The following is an 18,220-nucleotide window of genomic DNA, read 5'->3' as shown; positions in this document are numbered from 1 at the left end:
ATTGTTGCCTGGCGCTTGGTGAGGGGCATGAATGCGGGCGCGATAGGCTTGAAAGTATCAGCAATGGGGGCGATGCGTGAAGGTACACGAGAGACTGCGCTGGATACGTGGCGCTGCACAGGCAGTGTCGGTGCTCGTCATGACATTGCTGATGGCGTCGCCTGCCCTGGCCGCCGGGCGTGAGGTGATCGACGATGCAGGCGATGTCGTGACGCTGTCACAGCCAGCGCAGCGGGTGGTCACGCTGGCCCCACACGCGGCGGAGCTGGTGGCGGCGGCGGGAGGCTTGCCGGCCTTGATCGGCGTGAGTCAGGGCAGTGATTTCCCCCCTGCGGTCAGCGAGCTGCCGCGCCTGGCCAGCTATCACGGGCCCAACCTGGAGGCACTACTCAGTGCGCGGCCTGACCTGATCGTGGCATGGGGCAGTGGGCTTTCCGATGAGATGCATGAGCGTCTGACAACGTTGGGGATGCCCGTCTTCGTCAGCGAGCCCGCGACACTCGACGACGTGCTGTCCAATATCGCTCGGCTTGGCGCCTTGCTGGGCACCCGCGATATCGCGGATACGCGTGTGGCGGCGCTCGCAGCGCGAATCGAGCAGTTGGAGCGCTCCCGCGACAGCGCCCCCTTGCCGGTCTTCTTCCAGCTGGGGGAGAGCCCGATGACGACATTGGGTGGCAATCACCTGGTCAATGAGCTGATTCGGCGCTGCGGCGGTGAGCCGCTGCTGACGGACTCGCCCGCCGTGGTGCCGCAGATCAACCGGGAAGCCTTGTGGCTGGCCAGACCGCACCTGATTCTGCATCCGGTCGCGAAGGGGCCGGCGCGCGAGGAGTGGATTGCCGCCTGGCGCGCGGATGAAGGGCCACTTTCCGAGGTGGCACTGGCGGGTCTGACTCCTGACCTGATCGGTCGTCCCGGCCCGCGCAGTGTCGAGGCGATGGCAGAGGTCTGCGCTGCCATCGCGACGGTGCAGGCGTCGGACTGAGGGCGGCGGAGTCAGGGCGCTTCGTGCAGCACGCTCAGAAATCGATGCCGCGCCGCGCCTTGAGGCCATGATTGAAGCCGTGGCGAATCTCGGTCATCTCGGTGACGGTATCGGCACAGGCGACGATTTCACGATTGGCATTGCGCCCGGTGATGATGACGGTCTGCTCCGCAGGGCGATTCTCGAGTGCCGTCATCACTTCCTCCAGCGGCAGATAGCCGAACTTGACCATGTAGGTCAGCTCGTCGAGCACTACCAGGTAGACGCTGTCATCGCGCATCAGGCGCTGCGCTTGCTGCCACACGGCCTGGCAGGCGGCGGTATCGGCCTCACGATTCTGGGTGTCCCAGGTGAAGCCGGTGGTCATGGCATGCACTTCGAGATTGGCATCCTCGGCGAGCCGTTCGCGCTCGCCGCATTCCCACAGCCCCTTGATGAACTGGATGACACCGACCTTGTAGCCATAGCCCAGCGCGCGGGTGATGGTGCCCCAGGCAGCGGTCGTCTTGCCCTTGCCATTGCCGGTGAACACCAGCAGCTGGCCGCGCTCCTCAGTGGCCTGTGCCACCTTGTCATCGACATGCGACTTGAGCTTTTCCATCGCGGCCTTGTGTCGGGTATTGCGGTCCGTCATGCGTATGCTCCGTGAGTCAAAGGCACAGCACCGTCCCGGGGGACGGTGCTGTGGTATGTGTGGCTGGTTGTCGCCCGAGGCTCTTCAAAAGAGGCACCCCGGGAAAGCCGATCAGAAGAAGAAGGTGACGCCGCCTTCCACATAACGGCCCTGGGTGTTGTAGCCATTGACCAGCTGATATTCGCGATCGAAGACGTTATCCAGCTTGGCGCTCAGCTTGACGTTCGGCATCACCTGCCAGCTGGTGCGCAGATCGACCACGCCATAGCCAGCGGTGCGCGTGTCGGTGTAGGTGTCTGCGTCAGTATCGCTGCGGCTGGCGCTGCCACGCAGCGTGGCACCGAAGCTCCAGTCGTCGAGTGCGTAATCGGCGTCCAGGCGCGCAAAGCGCTGGGCGCGGCGCTTCAATTGCTCACCGGTATCGCGGTCCTCCGGGTCCTGCCAGGTCATGGCAAGGTTCACGCTCAGGGCCTCGCCTTGCCAGCCACTGCTCAGCTCGACGCCACGGATGCGTGAGCGATCGATATTGATCGGTGAGAAGTCGACTCCCTCGTAGCTGATCAGATTGTCGATATCGGTCTGGAAGGCATTCAGGCCCAGATGCCAGTGATGTTGCTGCAGGCGCCAGAACAGCTCGGCCGTGGTGGAGGTCTCGGCATCGAGGTCCGGATTGCCGGAGCCGTAGGGGCTGTAGAGGTCGATCAGATTCGGTGCCTTGAACGCGCTGGAATAGCTGGCCCCGAGCTGTTGCGCGGCCGTCAGATCATAGGCGTAGCTGGAGCCGCCCGTCATCTGGTGGCCATAACGATTGTCGTCGTCATAACGCAGGCTGGTCGTGACGTGGTGACGCTGTTGCTGAAGGTGCCAGCTGCCGTAGACGCCGGTGGCATAGCGGCTATCGACGCTGTAGCCCTCGGCGGTGAAGTAGGGGCCATCGGCATCCAGGCTTTCCTCGCGATGGTCCACCCCCAGGCTGAGCGTGCCGAGGTCGGTGTAGAAGTCGTGGCGCAGGCCGACCTCGTTGCGAGTACTGGCGACACGCCCGGCATCGCTGCCGGCTTCGGTGTTCTCGTACTCATCCCGCGTGCGCGCCACGCTGACCGTCATGTCCCAGTTCGGGTTCAGGTGCGTCAGCAGGCTGGCATCCAATACCATCTGGCTGCCTTCGCCGTGGCAGTCTTCCGAGGCACTGAAGCTGCTGTCGTAGCAGTCGTCATAGTCGTAATCGGTCTCGGTGTTGGCGACGCCGAGGCTGAGCGTGGCCTGCTGACCGAAGTCGTGGCCAAGGCGCAGTTCGGCGCCCGTGGCCTCGTAGCCATCATCTTCACTGCCGGTATCGCGGGCCGAGAAGCCATCGCTCTCATCATGATGGAGATTGGCCGAGAGGCGTGTGTCGTCTTCCACCGAGCTGAACTGGGCGTTCTGGCGGAAGGTGCCGTCGCTGCCGGCGCGCAGGGTGACTTCTGCATGCTGACCGACTTCGTTGCCGCCACGCGTGATCAGGTTGATCACACCGCCGATGGCATCGGCGCCGTAGACGCTGGCGCGCGGGCCACGCACGATCTCGACACGCTCGACGGCGGCGAGTGGCAGGAATTCGAAATGCGCCAGGCCATCGGCACTGTTGGCGACACGCTGGCCATTGACCAGAATCAAGGTGTGGTCGGACTCGGTACCGCGCATGAAGAGGCTGGTCTGGCTGCCCATCGGGCCGCTGCGGGCGACCTCGATACCATTGCGTGATTGCAGCAGATCGACCAGCGAATTGGCCTGCAGGCGATCGATCTCGTCACGCGTGATGACGTCGGTGCTGGCCAGCACATCATTCTGCAGCTGCGGAATGCGATTGGCGGTGACCTGGACGGTGTCCAGGTCCTCGGATGAATCGGTGGTCAGCGCATCAGCAGCGACGGCGGGCGGGGTCAGCAGCAGCAGGCTACCGACGAGGGTGAAGCTGGCCTGCGCGGATGCGCGACCACGAGTGTTGTTGTGTTTCATGAATGATCCTCAAGCGTCAGACGCAATGAGGAGGACAGCGTGACAGGGTGCGCGAGCACACGTCCCCCGCACGCGCCCTTATCAAGCAGGCCCGTCGCGGGAGATTTGCCACTGGTGAGGCCCTCCGCATCAACCAGTGTGGAAGCGAGGGCCGGTCTCCGGACTGACGCCTGGTGGACTCCAATGGCAGGAGCCTCACCCCCTCATGCGCCTTCCCACCTCCTTCCCTTGGGGGAGGCCTGAATGACAGGTCCTCCCGGAGGCAGTGGCTGGCCGTGTCGATCTTGTCGATCGTGGTCGACCTGCATGAGCGTTGCGATCACCGTTGCGGGGGCAGTACGGGGTTTTCACCCGTTTCCCGAACACCCTGGCTTCAACGTGAACCATTGTCTGGGGCGGGGGGGAGGGAGTCAATCGGCAAACCGGCGTTGCGCAGGCTGCCACCCAGGGCCGCTCAGACGCGGTCATTCAGGGGGAGAAGTCAGAGGGCGAGCAGAGGGTAAGTCAGAGGCTACGTCTCAGGTTGTGCCAGATACGACAACGCCCGCACGGGGCGGGCGTTGTCGAGATGACGGTCTGGCCAGTTGGCGGTGTCTGCTCCATGGAAGCTCATGCTACAGAAGCCAGTTCTCTGGAGACTGGCTCACAAGCGAGTGTCTCTAGAGAGACAGGAACAGACCGGCGAGACTCGCTGACATCAGGTTGGAGAGCGTGCCGGCGAGAATCGCCTTCATGCCCATCTGCGCGATATCACCGCGACGGTTCGGTGCCATCAGCCCCAGGCCGCCCATCAGGATGGCGACGGAGGACAGGTTGGCGAAGCCGCACAGTGCGAAGATGATAATGGCTTCAGAGTGCTCGGACAGCTTGATCTGGTGGCTGGCGAGATCGGCGAAGGCGACGAACTCGTTGAGCACCAGCTTCTGACCGATGAAGCTACCCGCCTGGATGGCTTCGTGCCACGGCACGCCGATGACCCAGGCCACCGGGGCGAAGGCATAGCCCAGCAGCAGCTGCAGCGTGATGTCTTCATAGCCGAACAGGCCGCTGACCCAGCCGACGATGATGTTGCCCAGCGCGATCAACGCGATGAAGGCCAGCAGCATGCCGCCGACATTGATCGCCAGCTGCACGCCAGAGGCCGCGCCGGAGGCGGCGGCGTCGATGACGTTGGTCGGACGATCGATGTCCTTGCCCAGCGCTTCTTCGACGCTCTGGGTCTTGGTCTCGGTCTCCGGGATCAGCATCTTGGCCATCAGCAGGCCACCCGGCGCCGCCATGAAGGAGGCTGCCAGCAGGTACTTGAGGTCGATGCCCAGCGAGGCGTAGCCCACCAGTACGGAACCGGCCACCGAGGCCAGGCCGCCGGTCATCACGGCGAACAGCTCCGAGCGGGTCATGCCGGCGATGAACGGGCGCACGACCAGCGGGGCTTCGGTCTGGCCGACGAAGATGTTGGCGGCCGCGGACAGGGACTCCGGACGGCTGGTGCCGAGCACCTTCGACAGGCCGCCACCGAGCACGCTGATCACGACGTTCATCACGCGCAGGTGATAGAGCACCGCGATCAGTGAGGAGAAGAACACGATGATCGGCAGTACGCGCAGCGCGAACACGAAGCCGCCGCCGCCGAAGACTTCGAACATCTTGTCGCTGACCAGGCCGCCGAACAGGAAGTCCATGCCGACGTTGGCACTGGACATTACGGCCTGTACACCTTCGCTGAGCCCAAGCAGCATGCTCTTGCCGGCAGGCACGTAGAGCACGAAGATCCCCAGCATCGCCTGGATGGCAAAGGCACCCAGTACGGTGCGCAGGCTGATGGCGCGTCGGTTTTCAGAGAGAAGGAAGGCAATCCCCAGCAGGGCGAAGACGCCCACCAGGCCCATGACGATCTGCATCAAGCAGCTCCTGAATGCGTAGGTGTTACGTTGAGGACAAGGCAATAGCGCTGGCCACAGGACGTATGGCCAAAACTGGCGCGTACTCTACCAGTATTTTTGCCCTCTGTCGGAGTCTGCCACTAACGTTTGACGCATTTTTTGTGAATCGCGCGAGGCGTGCCTGCGTCAACACGCACGAGGCCCGCCATGAGCGAGCCTCGTGCCTTCCGTCGTGATGGTGCGTCGTGATATTCCGATGAGATGCTGAGTCTGCCCGCTGTCAGGTGCCAGCGCCCGGCAGGCGACTGGCCGGCAGGGGGCCTGACCCCGAGCCCGGCGGCGTCTGTGAGGACTTGCCGCCCGTGCCCTTGTCGGCCTGGGGAGCTTCGACCTTGTCGGTCCTGGGCTGGGTGGTCTTGTTCAGCTCTGGCGAGTCGGCATGGATCAGGCTGATCAGCGTCTCGCCGGCCTTGGGCTCCAGCGCCACGGCCGTGTTGGCGATCCGGATGTGACCCTGACTGCTGATGCAGAACAGCGGCAGCAGACGCTCTTCATGAATCCTGCGGTAATCCTCGAGACTGAAGCTCTCGGTGATGCGCGCACGTCGGAACTGCGCGCCCTGAGAGAGCAGGCTCGCCAGCTTGGCATAGGTGATCTTGCCATCGAACAGCAGCGGCAGATGCCCCAGCGCCTGGTCCTGCTGACGCTTGGCGTTCTTGCCGTTGTCCTCGGCGAGCCGGAAAACACGCCCATGACCCAGGATGTGCTCGAAGTGCAGCGCGGCCAGGCTATTGAGTTCGCGATAGGGCGACAGCGGCATCAGGTGGCCGATGCCGGTCAGCTCGAGATGCTGGGCGGCATGTTCGGAGAGCGGATTGCCGTAGTAGACCGGCAGGCCCGCCATGCGCGCTTCCTGCACGGCGTCCCAGTTGGTGTCGGTCAGGCGTACCGAGAAACCGGCATCGACCAGTTCACGGGCGACCTGGCGCGACACCGAGTTGGCGCCCAGGATCAGGAACCCCGAGGGCGGCGGCTCGCCGACGCCCAGTACCTTGACGATGGGACGCGACAGCAGACTCTGGACCACCACGGTGCCGATGATGACCAGGAAGGTCATCGGCACCAGCATCTCGGCGCCCTCGATGCCCTGGGACTCGAGCTTGAGGGCGAACAGCGAGGCGACCGCTGCCGCGACGATGCCGCGCGGTGAAAGCCAGGCCAGCAGGGCTTTCTCGCGCAGCGTCAGCCCGCTGCCCAGGGTACACAGCCAGACCGTCAGGGGGCGTGCGACCCACATCAACACCGCCAGGAAGATCCACGCCGGCCACGACAGCAGGGACAGCTGCTCGACGGTCAGGCGCCCCGCCAGCAGCAGGAACAGCCCCGAGATCAGCAGAACCGTCAGGGTCTCCTTGAACTCGATGATCTGCTGGGTCGGCACGCCGCGCATGTTGGCCAGCCACACGCCCATCACGGTGACGGTCAGCAGGCCGGATTCATGGAACAGGGTGTTGGAGATGGCGAACAGCCCCAGCATCACCATCAGGGTGCCGAAGTTGTGCAGCTTCTGCGGCAGCCAGAAATGACGCAGCACCAGCCCCCAGCACCAGCCACCCAGCGCGCCCATGCCGAGCCCGAGGCCCACCGTCTGGGCGAACAGCAACAGGGTGTGCGAGGCCGCATTGCCGGTCATGCCGAGCGCGACGTACTCATAGACCAGTACCGCCAGCAGCGCGCCGACCGGGTCGATCATGATGCCTTCCCAGCGCAGGATCTGGGTCAGGTTGCCGCGCGCGCGCAGCGTCTGCAGCAATGGCATCACCACCGTCGGACCTGTCACCACCAGCAGGGCACCGAGCACGGCGGCCATCTCCCAGCGCATGTCGAGCAGATAGTGGGCGGCCACGGTGCCGATCACGCCGGTGATCACCACCCCGGTGGTGACCAGTCGCCTGACGATATGGCCATGACCGCGCAGGTCCTTGAAGTCCAGCGTCAGGCTGCCCTCGAACAGGATGACCGCCACCGCCAGCGACACCAGCGGGAACAAGAGATCGCCGAGCAGCTCATCCGGCTTCAGCCAGCCCGTGACGGGGCCGGCGAGGATGCCGACGATCAACAGCGGCAGGATGGCGGGCAGGCGCATGCGCCAGGCCAGCCACTGGCAGCCGAGGGCCATCAGACCGATCAGGGTCAGGGCCAGAGCAGGTTCGGTCATCGGATGTCTTCCTTGGAGTCAGCGAAAATGAGCGGTGCCACTGTTGCGGTCACCGCTCATCGTTTCGTTGTGTCTCAGCCGTCTGTCAGTGGCCCTTGCCCCTGCTGGTCTGCAAAGGCTTGAAGCAGGGGGCAGGCGCCACTCAGCTGCCGCGCGGCAGGCCGAAAGGGCGCAGCCTAGCGATTGATTCCGTGATATGCAACGTCGCGTTGCCTTATCGCGCTCTCCTCATTTCCTTTCTCTGTCGTGCCCACGTGATGGCGTCGGGCAGACGCGATCACTCATTGGGCGCGACGCAGCAGCGGCAGCAATGCCTGCAGCGGATGCGGCAACTGGCTGCCGGAGAAACGCTTGCTCTGACTGCGGCACGAGTAGCCACTGGCGACCAGCTTGCCCTGATTGGCGTCGTCTTCGACCACGGCCTTCCACGACAGGTCATAGATGGCACGCGAGGTCTCGAGATTGCGCGCTTCGTGGCCGTAGGTACCGGACATGCCGCAGCAGCCGGTGGCGATGGTCTCGAGCTTGAGGCCGAAGGCGGAGTAGACCTGCTGCCAGGCCTTGGCCGAGCCCGGGGCATTGGTGCTCTCGGTGCAGTGGCTCAGAAGCTTCATGCCCGGGTCCATCTTGCCCAGCACCGTCTTGGTGACGCCGACCGGCAGCAGCTTGCGCAGGCTGATCAGCCATTCCTGCAGCAGCAGGACGTCGGGGACCGCGTCCGGGCCGAGGGTCTTCACGTACTCCTGACGATAGGTCAGGGTCATCGCCGGGTCGATGCCGACCAGCGGCACGCCGAAATCGGCGATCGCCTTGAGACGCTCGGCCTGGGCACGCGCGGTACGCTGGAAGGCGCCGGTGAAGCCCTGCACCTGCAGCGGCTTGCCATTGGGGGCAAAGGGCGCGACGAAGACATGGATGTCGAGTCGCGACAGCAGCTCGATGATGTCGATCACCAGCTGGGCCTCGAAGTGACTGGTGAAGGCGTCCTGCACCAGGATCACGCTTCTGGCCTTCTGGGATTCGGTCAGACGGCCCAGCTGGGTCGGCGTCGCCTCGGACACGCCCCAGCTCTTGAGCTGTCTGCGCAGGCTGGCGCGTGACAGGCGCGGCGCATCGACCATGCCGATAGGGCCTTCCAGCAAGCGACTGACCAGCTTGTTGGTCAATAGGCCGTTATAGAGCGGCGTGACGCGCTCGGCCCACGGCAGCACGAATTCGAGGCTGCCGATCAGGTAATCGCGCAGCGGACGCTGATAACGATGGTGATAGATCTCAAGGAAGCGGCTGCGGAAATCGGGCACGTTGACCTTGATCGGGCACTGGCCCGCGCAGGACTTGCACGCCAGGCAGCCAGACATGGCGTCGTAGACCTGCTGGTCGAAGTTGGCGTCAGACTGACCCTCAGCCTGTGCGGTGCCGGCACGGCGTGCCTTGAGCGAGGCGCTGAGGCGCGCCGGCAGACGCGCCAGCCACATGCCGGTGCCCTTGAGGCCCGGGGTACGAGCGGCCTGGGCCTCGGCGATCACGTCGCGTCCGGCGTTGCCTTCCAGGCGCAGCCACTCACGCATCAGGCTGGCACGCCCCTTGGGCGAGTGGATGCGCTGGCGAGTCGCCTTCCACGACGGGCACATGGCGTCGTTGGGGTCGTAGTTGTAGCAGGCGCCATTGCCGTTGCAGTAGACGGCGCTGGCATATTCCTGCCACACGCGCTCATCGATCTGACGGTCGAGATCACCGCGCATGGTCACGTCATCGATGCGCATCAAGCGGGGGTCGAAGGCCTCGACGGCGCTGTCAGCGTGATCACGCTTGTTGCTTTCGCTGCCCTCTTCGCTGCCCCCTTCGCTGGCGCCAGCATCACTCGTGCCTGCGTCGTCGACCAGCGCCACTGACAGGCGCGGGGAGGCGATCTTGCCCGGATTGAGCTGGTTGTGCGGGTCAAAGGCTGCCTTCACATCCTGCAGCGCGCCGTAGAGGCTGCCGAAGAAGCGTGGCGAGTACTCGGAGCGCACGCCCTTGCCGTGCTCGCCCCACAGCAGACCACCGTACTTGTGGGTGAGGGCGGCGACCTCATCGGAGATCTCGCGAATCATCGCCTGCTGGGCGGGGTCCTTCATGTCCAGCGCCGGGCGCACGTGCAGCACGCCGGCATCGACATGGCCGAACATGCCATAGCGCAGGCCACGGGCATCCAGCGCGGCGCGGAATTCGGCGATGTAATCGGCCAGATGTTCCGGCGGAACGGCGGTGTCCTCGACGAAGGGCAGCGGGCGGGCTTCGCCGTCGACATTGCCCAGCAGGCCCACCGAGCGCTTGCGCATGCCATAGACACGACCGATCTGCGCGCGACCGCGGGCTTCGGTGAAGCCGAGACGCTCGACGCTGGTATCGCTGGCCAGGTGCTCGCTGAAGGCGCGGACCTTGGCATCCAGCACCTCTTCGCTGTCGGCATTGAATTCGATCAGGTTGATGCCGCCGATGGCCGGGGTGCCTTCGGCGCTGGCCGGGAAGAATTCCTCGACGCTATCCCACACGAAGTCCTGCATGGCGAGGTTGAGCACGGTGTCATCCACCGTCTCGATGGAGGTCGGGCGATTGCCCTCGACCGCCATCAGCGCCTTGGCGTCGCGCAGTGCGTCCATGAAGCTTGCGTAGCGCAGGTTGATCAGCGTCGAGCAGGGCGCGATGGGCAAGGCATTCAGCTCGGCCTCGACCACGAAGCCCAGCGTGCCCTCGGCGCCGCACAGCAGGCTGTTGAGGTTGAAGCGCCCATCGGCCTCGCGCAGGTGGGCGAGGTCGTAGCCGGTCAGGCAGCGGTTGAGCGGCGGGAAGATATCGGCGATTTCCTCGGCGCGCTCATCGGCGATGGCACGTGCGGTGCGGTAGACCTCACCGACGCGGTCATCACGTGCACACAGTGTCTCGAGCTCGGTGTCGTCGATGGCATGGCTCGACAGTCGTGTCCCGTCGAGCAGGACGCTGTCGAGCGCCAGCACGTGGTCACGTGTCTTGCCGTATTCGCAGCTGCCCTGGCCGGAGGCATCGGTATTGATCATGCCGCCAATGGTGGCGCGGTTGGAGGTCGAGAGCTCCGGGGCGAAGAACAGGCCATGCGGCTTGAGCGCGGCATTCAGCTGGTCCTTCACCACGCCGGCCTCGACGCGCACTCGGCGGTTCTCGACATCGATCTCGAGAATGCGGTTCATGTGCCGCGAGACATCCACCAGCACGCCGTCATTGAGCGACTGGCCATTGGTGCCGGTACCGCCGCCGCGTGGCGCCAGGGTGACGCCCGAAAAGCGTGGCTCGTGGGAGAGGCGCGCGATGCGCTGGACATCCTCGGCATGGCGCGGGTAGACCACGGCCTGAGGCAGCACCTGATAGAGCGAGTTGTCGGTCGACAACACGGTGCGGTTGGCGTAGTCCGGACTGATGTCACCGGCAAAGCCTGCATCTCGCAGGGCGGCCAGGAAGTCCAGATAGAGGGAATCGACGGGGGCGGGCATATCCAGCAGGCGTTCGGTCATGATCTCGCTCGGGCAGTGAGTCGCGTCAGGCAGGCATCCAGGGCCAATGGGCCTAAGCTTACCTGAGCTGGGCGTGTGGCCCCAGCCCAGCGCGGCATTGCGTCACTCGCGAGACGGGAATTCAGGTGAAAGGAGTGAGGAATGACTACGCTGTGAGGAGTCATCAAACCAAGGCGTGTGCGCCTGAATGCAAGCAGCAAGGGGGATGAAGTGCACATGCTGCGGGCGATTGTCAGGCGTCAGTCGCCGCTTCAGTGGTACCGTCAGCCATCGCAAGGCATGCCGTCATGGCGTGACCCCTCCGTTTCTTCCCTTGAAGCTGTCTTCCCTCTTCCGCTGAGTCATCAGGAGTTAGCTCATGGCATCGTCCACCTATTCCTCGACCTCCACCTGTCATCGCGAGTCTCGCCAGCCGCCCACGCGATTGGGAGTGCTGGGGGTGGGGGAGTTGGCGGAGTCATTGCTGGTCGCGTTGGCGCGCGGTTGTCAGCGCGAAGGCCGCTCGCGGCATGATCTGGAATTCCACCTCTCGCCGCGCAACGACGTGCGCAGCCACCGTCTGGGCTGGCGTTTCGGTGCCATCCGCCACGCAAGCAACGTCGCGGTATGTGAATCGAGCCTGTGCATGCTGGTCGGGGTGCGGCCAGATCAGCTCGAGGCGCTGGCAAGTGAGCTGCGTGAAAGTCACGCACTGAGCAAGGATCATCACCTGATGGTGCTGGCGGCCGGTGTGCCACTGCAGCAGCTGCAGCGCTGGTTCGCGCCGGCGCGAGTGGTGCGGGTGATGACGGGGCTGGCAGTCTGTGAAGGGCAGAGCGCCCTCACGCTCTATCCGGAAGACCCGCTGACGCGCGACCTGCTCGGGCCGGCGGTCCGGCAGATCATCGCCTTCGATGATGAAGCGGCCTTCGAGGCCAGCATGCTGGCGGTCTGCGTGAATGCCTGGCAAATGGCGCAGCAGCAGGCGTTGCTCGACTGGTTCCAGACGGTGCCCGGCATGAGCGGCCCCCAGGCGCGCCTGTTGCTGATGGCGCAGTTGCGTGATGCGCTGGCCTTGATGGAAGCCCACCCTGATACCCCGCCCGGCGAGCTTGCCTCGCGTATCGGCACCCCCGGCACCTGGACGGCACGCGGTCTTGAGCAGCTCGGGGGCAAGGAAGGCGCACACCGCCAATGGCAGCATGTGCTGGAGCAACTGCGCGCGGAGATCGAGCAGGGCAGTGTGTCACCCGGCAGTGAATGAGACGCTCTGCCGCCTGATGCCTTCCGCTCTCAGCCACCCTCAGACACCCGCGATGCCATTGGTCATGAGGCGCATCGCGGGTGTCGTGCTTTGTTCAACCTGCCTTTCGTGAGTCGTGGATTCCCCGTGGCTGGCGATTTTCCTACAATGGAGCGCTAGGCGGCACCCTCGGGTGCCAGAGTGGCTGGCGGCCGATCCATGGCGTTGCCCAGCGTTCACTCGCAATGAATCGAGCACGGGGCATACAAGGCACATGGGAACCTGGTTGGCAGTAGCAGCGGGCGGCGCCATCGGGGCGCTGGGACGGTATCTTGTCAGTGGCTGGATCGTCGGCGCCGCCGGGCGTGGTTTCCCGTGGGGGACCCTCGGCGTCAATCTTATCGGCAGCTGCCTGATGGGGTTCCTGTTCATCTGGGTGACCCAGGAGCTCAAGCTGGCTCCCGTCTGCCAGGCGATCATGGTGGCCGGCTTCACCGGCGCCTTCACCACCTTCTCCACCTTTGCCCTCGAGGCGCTCAATCTGATGATGAGCGGACGCATGCTGGCGGGGCTGGTCTATGTCGCCGTCAGTGTGGTGGCGTGTCTGGGCATGGTCGCGCTGGGCATGAAGATCGCACGCGTCCTGCTGTGATTCCCGTGCCCGGGCGCGTCCTCCTGTCGCCTGGGCGGCTGCGAAGCAGGGCATGGCTGAGGTAGACTAGTGCGCATAACCTTTCCGCGCCGCGATGCGGCCTGAGTGATCCGACGAGAGAGCCTTCCCACATGCTGGACCCGAAACTTCTGCGCGCTGATCTTGAAGCGACTGCCGAGCGCCTCGCACGTCGTGGCTATCAGCTGGATACCGAAGCCTTTGCCGCGCTGGAAGCGCGCCGCCGTGACCTGCAGGTCGAGACGGAATCCCTGCAGAACGAGCGCAACACCCGCTCCAAGTCCATCGGTAATGCCAAGGCACGCGGCGAAGACATCGCGCCGCTGCTGGCAGAAGTCAGTGATCTGGGCGAGCGTCTCGACGCCGCCAAGTCCGAGCTCAATGAGCTGCAGGCCAAGGCCGACGCCATGGCGGCCAGCCTGCCGAACCTGCCGGACGCCGAAGTGCCGGAAGGCGCTGACGAAAGCGACAACGTCGAGCTGCACCGCTGGGGCACGCCGCGTGAATTCGATTTCGACGTGCGTGACCACGTGGATCTCGGTGAGCTCAAGGGCCAGCTGGACTTCGAGCTGGCGGTCAAGATCACCGGTTCACGCTTCGCCGTGATGCATGGCTCCATCGCGCGTCTGCACCGTGCGCTGGTGCAGTTCATGCTCGACAAGCAGACGCTTGAGCATGGCTACGAAGAATATTACGTACCCTATATCGTCAACCGCGACTCCCTGATGGGCACCAGCCAGCTGCCCAAGTTCGAGGAAGACCTGTTCAAGCTCAACGATGATCGTGATTTCTTCCTGATCCCGACCGCCGAAGTGCCGCTGACCAACATGGTGCGTGACGAGATCATCGACGCCGGCAGTCTGCCGCTCAAGTTCACCGCCCATACCCCGTGTTTCCGCAGTGAAGCCGGTGCCTATGGCCGTGATACCCGCGGCATGATTCGCCAGCACCAGTTCGACAAGGTCGAGATGGTGCAGGTCGTCGCGGCGGAGAAGAGCGACGAAGCCCTCGAAGAGATGCGCGGCCACGCCGAAGCCATCCTGCAGGCGCTGGAACTGCCGTACCGTGCCGTGACCCTGTGCACCGGCGACATGGGCTTTGCCGCCGCCAAGACCTATGACCTGGAAGTCTGGCTGCCGAGCCAGGCGACCTACCGCGAGATTTCCTCCATCTCCAACTGCCGTGACTTCCAGGCGCGCCGCATGCAGGCACGTGTGCGTGTTGAAGGTCAGAAGAAGCCGCAGCTGGTGCATACCCTGAATGGGTCCGGTCTGGCCGTGGGCCGCTGCCTGGTCGCCGTGCTGGAAAACCATCAGAACGCCGATGGCTCCATCACTGTGCCGCAGGCGCTGCGTGGCTACATGGGCGGAGTGGAAACCATCAATGTCTGAGGTGCGTGAATCGCCGTAGTGGATTCGCGTAGTCAAGGCCCCCGCTTTCCCATGGAAGCGGGGGCCTTCGTTTATCACGGAGACAGAGGCCTTGCCCGATCGCACCACTCGTTATTCCCTCACTCGTTATTTCCGCTGCGTGACTACAACGTAGCATCAGGGTTGTTATTCTTATTGGTTATTTTAGAGAGTGGTTCTTATGCTCTAAAATGCGACCCATCGAAGGCTGCTCCCCAGCCTCGCCGCGTTTGTGGATGTGCCCCATGGAATTTCTCAATCTCTCCTGTGACCCCTCACGACTCCAGCTGTGCCTGATCGGTGGCGGCCAGGAGGCTGTCGCGCTGGCCGAGCGTTTTGCCGGCCTCGGTGCAGACCTGTGTGTCTACGGCGATGCCCGCATGCCGATGCTGGAGACCCTGTGTGGTCGTGAAGGTTGGGAGGTTGCCGATACCCTGTTGCCCGTGCCGGCCCCCGGCCAGCTATGGCTGGTCGCCACCGGCAGCGAAGGGCGCGATCGCGGCATCCTGCGTCATGCGCGCGAGCAGCACGTGATGGTGTTCGCGCCGAGCCACCCCCGGGACTCCAGCGTGCGCCTGCCGCCGCGCCTGGTGGCAGGCGAGTTGGTATTGCCCGTGAAGGAGGAGGACCGCTTCACGGGCACGCATGGCCAGGTGGCGTTGGTCAGCGCGGGGCCGGGCGATCCGGAGCTGCTGACGCTCAAGGCGCTGCGCCATCTGCAGCAGGCCGATGTCATCATTCATGATCGCCTGGTCAGTCACGAGATTCTGGCGCTGGCCAATCCGGAGGCGCGTCGCCTGTATGTCGGCAAGGCGCGCAGCGATCACAGCGTGCCGCAGGAAGGCATCAATCAGGCGCTGGTGGATTACGCCCGCGCCGGGCATCGCGTGGTGCGCTTGAAGGGCGGTGACGCCTTCATCTTCGGACGCGGCGGGGAAGAGCTCGAGACCCTGGCTGGCGCCGGCATCAGCTTCGAGGTGGTGCCGGGCATCACGGCGGCTTCCGGTTGCGCGGCTTACGCGGGTATTCCGCTGACTCATCGCGACCACGCCCAGTCGGTGCGCTTCGTCACCGGCCACTTGAAGGATGGCAGCTGTGACCTGGATTGGGAGGCGCTGGCGCGTCCGGCCCAGACGCTGGTCTTCTATATGGGGCTCGGCAGCCTGGGGCTGATCTGCGAGCAGTTGATCGCCAATGGACTGGCGGCGACCACGCCGATCGCGCTGGTCGAGCAGGGCACTACCGCGCGTCAGCGTGTGCATGTGGCAACGCTGGCGGACATGCCGGCGCAGATCGCCGGTCAGGGCCTCAAGCCGCCGACGCTGATCATCGTCGGGGATGTGGTCAAGCTGCACGATTCGCTCAAGTGGTTCTCGCCGAATGCCAACAGCAGCCTGGGATGGGAAGATGGCAAGCATCCGACGCCGCTGGCCAATGTGGTATCGGTCTAGAGCGACCGTAGCGAAAGCGCTAAAAGCAGCGACATGAGCAGTGACAAGACGCCGCCTCGGTAACCCCGGGGCGGCGTCTTGCGTTGTTGGACTGGTGATCGCGGGACTGGTCATTGCAGGCTTGGCATTGCGGGCCTGATCACCGTGCTGGCGCATGGCTGGGTGGCTCTTGGGCCAAGGTCGAGATGACGTGGCATCTGATTGCGCCTATTGTTTCAAGCAATCGTTTGAATTCTGCTGAGCGAAGCCCGTCGTTCATCACGGGGTGAGAGGCAAGTCTTTCGCGAAAGCCCTAAGCACATGAGTCAGTGAGGACAGTGATATGGCCAAGTATCAGGCGCCACTCAAGGATGCACGCTTCATTCTCGATGAGGTGTTCGCCGCCGAGCAGGAATGGGCGGGCATGGCAGCCACCGAAGAGGTGAATGTCGAGCTGGCCGAGGCGATTCTCGAGGAAGGTGCGCGCGTGACCCAGGCCGAGCTGCTGCCGCTCAACCTGAGTGGTGACGCCGAGGGCGCGCGTTTCGAGAATGGCCACGTCACGACACCCAAGGGCTTCAAGGAGGCCTATCGGGTGCTCGCCGAAGGCGGCTGGATGGGGCTGGGCGGCAATCCTGAATACGGTGGCCAGGGCATGCCCAAGATGCTCACCGTGGCGTTTGAAGAGATGCTCTACGCCACCAATACCAGTTTCGCGCTCTATCCGGCACTGAATGCCGGCGCCTGTCTGGCGGTGGATAGCCATGCGCCGGAGTCCGTCAAGCAGGTGTTTCTGCCGCGCATGTATGCCGGCGACTGGCTGGGCACCATGTGTCTGACCGAGCCGCATTGCGGCACGGATCTCGGCCTGATCCGCACCCGTGCCGAACCCCTCGAGGGCGATGACCCGCTGCTGGGACTGCCGCGCTATCGTCTCACCGGCACCAAGATCTGGATCACCGGCGGCGAGCACGACATGGTCGACAACATCGTGCATCTGGTACTCGCCAAGCTGCCGGATGCGCCGCCGGGCACGCGTGGCATCTCGCTGTTTCTGGTCTCCAGGCATTTGCTCGATGCCGACGGCCAGCCGACGACGCCGAATGCGGTCAGCTGTGGCTCCATCGAGCACAAGATGGGCATCAAGGGCAGCGCGACCTGCGTGATGAACTTCGACGGTGCCGAAGGCGTGCTGATCGGCGAGCCGCATCAGGGGCTGGCGGCGATGTTCACCATGATGAACTACGAGCGTCTCTCCATCGGCCTGCAGGGGCTGGGGCTGGGCGAGGTGGCCTATCAGAGCGCGATGGACTTCGCCGCCGAGCGTCTGCAGAGCCGGGCACCGACTGGGGCCAAGGCGCCTGACAAGCCGGCCGACCCGATTCTGGTGCATCCTGACGTGCGCCGCATGGCGCTTGAGGTGCGCGTCTGGAACGAGACCGGGCGGGCCTTTGCCGTCTTCGTGGGCCAGCAGCTGGACCGCGTCAAATATCACGCCGATGACGCGGTGAAGGCCGACGCGGATGCGCTGGTGCAATTCATGACGCCGATCGCCAAGGCGCTGCTGACCGACCGTGGCTTCGATGCCACCGTCATGGCGCAGCAGCTCTATGGTGGCAATGGCTACTGCGTGGAGTGGGGCGCCGAGCAGTACGTGCGCGATGCACGCATCGCGATGATCTACGAAGGCACCAACGGCATTCAGGCGATGGATCTGGTCGGGCGCAAGCTCTACCGCAACCGTGGTGCCCATGTGGCGAGCTTTGCCGCCCTGGTGCGAGCCGAGCTTGAGCGTCAGGCCGACGACGCCCAGACCCGCCCGTTCGCCGAGGCCTGCAAGACGGAGCTTGAGCGCCTGGAGCGAGTGTCGGAGCAGTTGCTGGCCCGCGCCGATGACAACCCGGAAGAGCTGGGCGCGGCGGCCTGTGACTACCTCAATCTGGCAGGGCTGTGTGTCTACAGCTATCTGTGGCTGCGCATGGCGCGTGCTGCGGCGCATGGACTGGCGCAAGCAGGTGCCAGCGGTGAGGCCTTCTATCGCCGCAAGCTGGCGCTCGGGGAGTACTTCATGGCACGCGTGCTGCCGCGCGCCGTCGCTCTGGAAGCCCAGATCAGTGCTGGCGCAGCGCCATTGATGGCCTTCAGTCTCGAGGATTTCGCGCCGGAGCAATGACGCAAGCCACAAGACACCGTGACCGCAGTAGCGCCATATGAAAAGCCCAGCGACCGTGTCAGGTCACT

The 18,220-nt window shown here is 64.5% G+C and carries 11 protein-coding genes and 1 riboswitch; of the genes, 6 read left to right on the top strand and 5 right to left on the bottom strand.

From position 1 onward, the window contains the following. Positions 1-151 precede the first annotated feature (151 nt). Positions 152-988 (top strand): helical backbone metal receptor, encoded by an 837-nt coding sequence (locus MSG32_RS10385; protein WP_248379418.1) that lies wholly within the window; start codon positions 152-154, stop codon positions 986-988. 34 nt (positions 989-1,022) lie between these two features. On the opposite strand, the gene cobO is transcribed toward MSG32_RS10385, so the two are convergent. The 5 genes from cobO to MSG32_RS10360 form a co-directional block, all read right to left on the bottom strand. Next, a complete protein-coding gene (gene cobO, locus MSG32_RS10380) occupies positions 1,023-1,622 on the bottom strand; it encodes a cob(I)yrinic acid a,c-diamide adenosyltransferase (RefSeq protein ID WP_043332442.1) in 600 nt (199 codons plus the stop codon). A gap of 111 nt (positions 1,623-1,733) precedes the next feature. Continuing rightward, positions 1,734-3,620, bottom strand: a complete 1,887-nt coding sequence (locus MSG32_RS10375; RefSeq protein WP_248379416.1) for a TonB-dependent receptor — start codon at positions 3,618-3,620, stop codon at positions 1,734-1,736. A gap of 131 nt (positions 3,621-3,751) precedes the next feature. Then, positions 3,752-4,023, bottom strand: a riboswitch (cobalamin riboswitch). A 256-nt stretch (positions 4,024-4,279) separates the two neighbouring features. Next, positions 4,280-5,521, bottom strand: a complete 1,242-nt coding sequence (locus MSG32_RS10370) for a NupC/NupG family nucleoside CNT transporter (RefSeq protein ID WP_043332439.1) — start codon at positions 5,519-5,521, stop codon at positions 4,280-4,282. Between the two features lie 262 nt (positions 5,522-5,783). Beyond that, positions 5,784-7,721: a sodium:proton antiporter gene (locus MSG32_RS10365; protein ID WP_248379414.1), complete on the bottom strand. Its 1,938-nt coding sequence runs from the start codon at positions 7,719-7,721 to the stop codon at positions 5,784-5,786. Between the two features lie 281 nt (positions 7,722-8,002). Further along, the gene (locus tag MSG32_RS10360) at positions 8,003-11,248 is read right to left on the bottom strand and encodes an FAD-binding and (Fe-S)-binding domain-containing protein (protein WP_248379413.1); all 3,246 of its coding nucleotides are present in this window, start codon (positions 11,246-11,248) and stop codon (positions 8,003-8,005) included. A gap of 358 nt (positions 11,249-11,606) precedes the next feature. Between MSG32_RS10360 and MSG32_RS10355 the strand changes: the two genes are divergently transcribed. From MSG32_RS10355 to MSG32_RS10335, 5 genes are all read left to right on the top strand, one after another. Beyond that, entirely contained in the window at positions 11,607-12,491 is an 885-nt protein-coding gene (locus MSG32_RS10355; RefSeq protein WP_248379411.1) for a hypothetical protein, read from the top strand. A gap of 253 nt (positions 12,492-12,744) precedes the next feature. Further along, positions 12,745-13,122 carry a fluoride efflux transporter CrcB gene (gene crcB / locus MSG32_RS10350; RefSeq protein ID WP_248379409.1) on the top strand — a complete coding sequence of 126 codons (378 nt, stop codon included), beginning with the start codon at positions 12,745-12,747 and terminating at the stop codon, positions 13,120-13,122. Positions 13,123-13,253: 131 nt separating this feature from the next. Next, the gene (gene serS / locus MSG32_RS10345; RefSeq protein ID WP_043332430.1) at positions 13,254-14,531 is read left to right on the top strand and encodes a serine--tRNA ligase; all 1,278 of its coding nucleotides are present in this window, start codon (positions 13,254-13,256) and stop codon (positions 14,529-14,531) included. A gap of 263 nt (positions 14,532-14,794) precedes the next feature. After that, positions 14,795-16,000 carry a uroporphyrinogen-III C-methyltransferase gene (gene cobA / locus MSG32_RS10340; protein WP_348983972.1) on the top strand — a complete coding sequence of 402 codons (1,206 nt, stop codon included), beginning with the start codon at positions 14,795-14,797 and terminating at the stop codon, positions 15,998-16,000. A 322-nt stretch (positions 16,001-16,322) separates the two neighbouring features. Continuing rightward, positions 16,323-18,152: an acyl-CoA dehydrogenase C-terminal domain-containing protein gene (locus tag MSG32_RS10335; protein WP_248379396.1), complete on the top strand. Its 1,830-nt coding sequence runs from the start codon at positions 16,323-16,325 to the stop codon at positions 18,150-18,152. Positions 18,153-18,220 lie beyond the last annotated feature (68 nt).

The organism is Cobetia sp. 1CM21F (assembly GCF_023161745.1).
GTDB lineage: Bacteria > Pseudomonadota > Gammaproteobacteria > Pseudomonadales > Halomonadaceae > Cobetia > Cobetia amphilecti.
The sequence above is the reverse complement of the archived record's forward strand: the minus strand, read 5'-3'. Positions and strand labels throughout refer to the sequence as shown.

Bases quoted from the DNA above. Each gene is read 5' to 3' on its own strand.
- MSG32_RS10385 (WP_248379418.1), top strand. From the start codon at position 152: ATGGCGTCGCCTGCCCTGGCCGCCGGGCGTGAGGTGATCGACGATGCA.
- cobO (WP_043332442.1), bottom strand. From the start codon at position 1,622: ATGACGGACCGCAATACCCGACACAAGGCCGCGATGGAAAAGCTCAAG.
- MSG32_RS10375 (WP_248379416.1), bottom strand. From the start codon at position 3,620: ATGAAACACAACAACACTCGTGGTCGCGCATCCGCGCAGGCCAGCTTC.
- MSG32_RS10370 (WP_043332439.1), bottom strand. From the start codon at position 5,521: ATGCAGATCGTCATGGGCCTGGTGGGCGTCTTCGCCCTGCTGGGGATT.
- MSG32_RS10365 (WP_248379414.1), bottom strand. From the start codon at position 7,721: ATGACCGAACCTGCTCTGGCCCTGACCCTGATCGGTCTGATGGCCCTC.
- MSG32_RS10360 (WP_248379413.1), bottom strand. From the start codon at position 11,248: ATGACCGAACGCCTGCTGGATATGCCCGCCCCCGTCGATTCCCTCTAT.
- MSG32_RS10355 (WP_248379411.1), top strand. From the start codon at position 11,607: ATGGCATCGTCCACCTATTCCTCGACCTCCACCTGTCATCGCGAGTCT.
- crcB (WP_248379409.1), top strand. From the start codon at position 12,745: ATGGGAACCTGGTTGGCAGTAGCAGCGGGCGGCGCCATCGGGGCGCTG.
- serS (WP_043332430.1), top strand. From the start codon at position 13,254: ATGCTGGACCCGAAACTTCTGCGCGCTGATCTTGAAGCGACTGCCGAG.
- cobA (WP_348983972.1), top strand. From the start codon at position 14,795: ATGGAATTTCTCAATCTCTCCTGTGACCCCTCACGACTCCAGCTGTGC.
- MSG32_RS10335 (WP_248379396.1), top strand. From the start codon at position 16,323: ATGGCCAAGTATCAGGCGCCACTCAAGGATGCACGCTTCATTCTCGAT.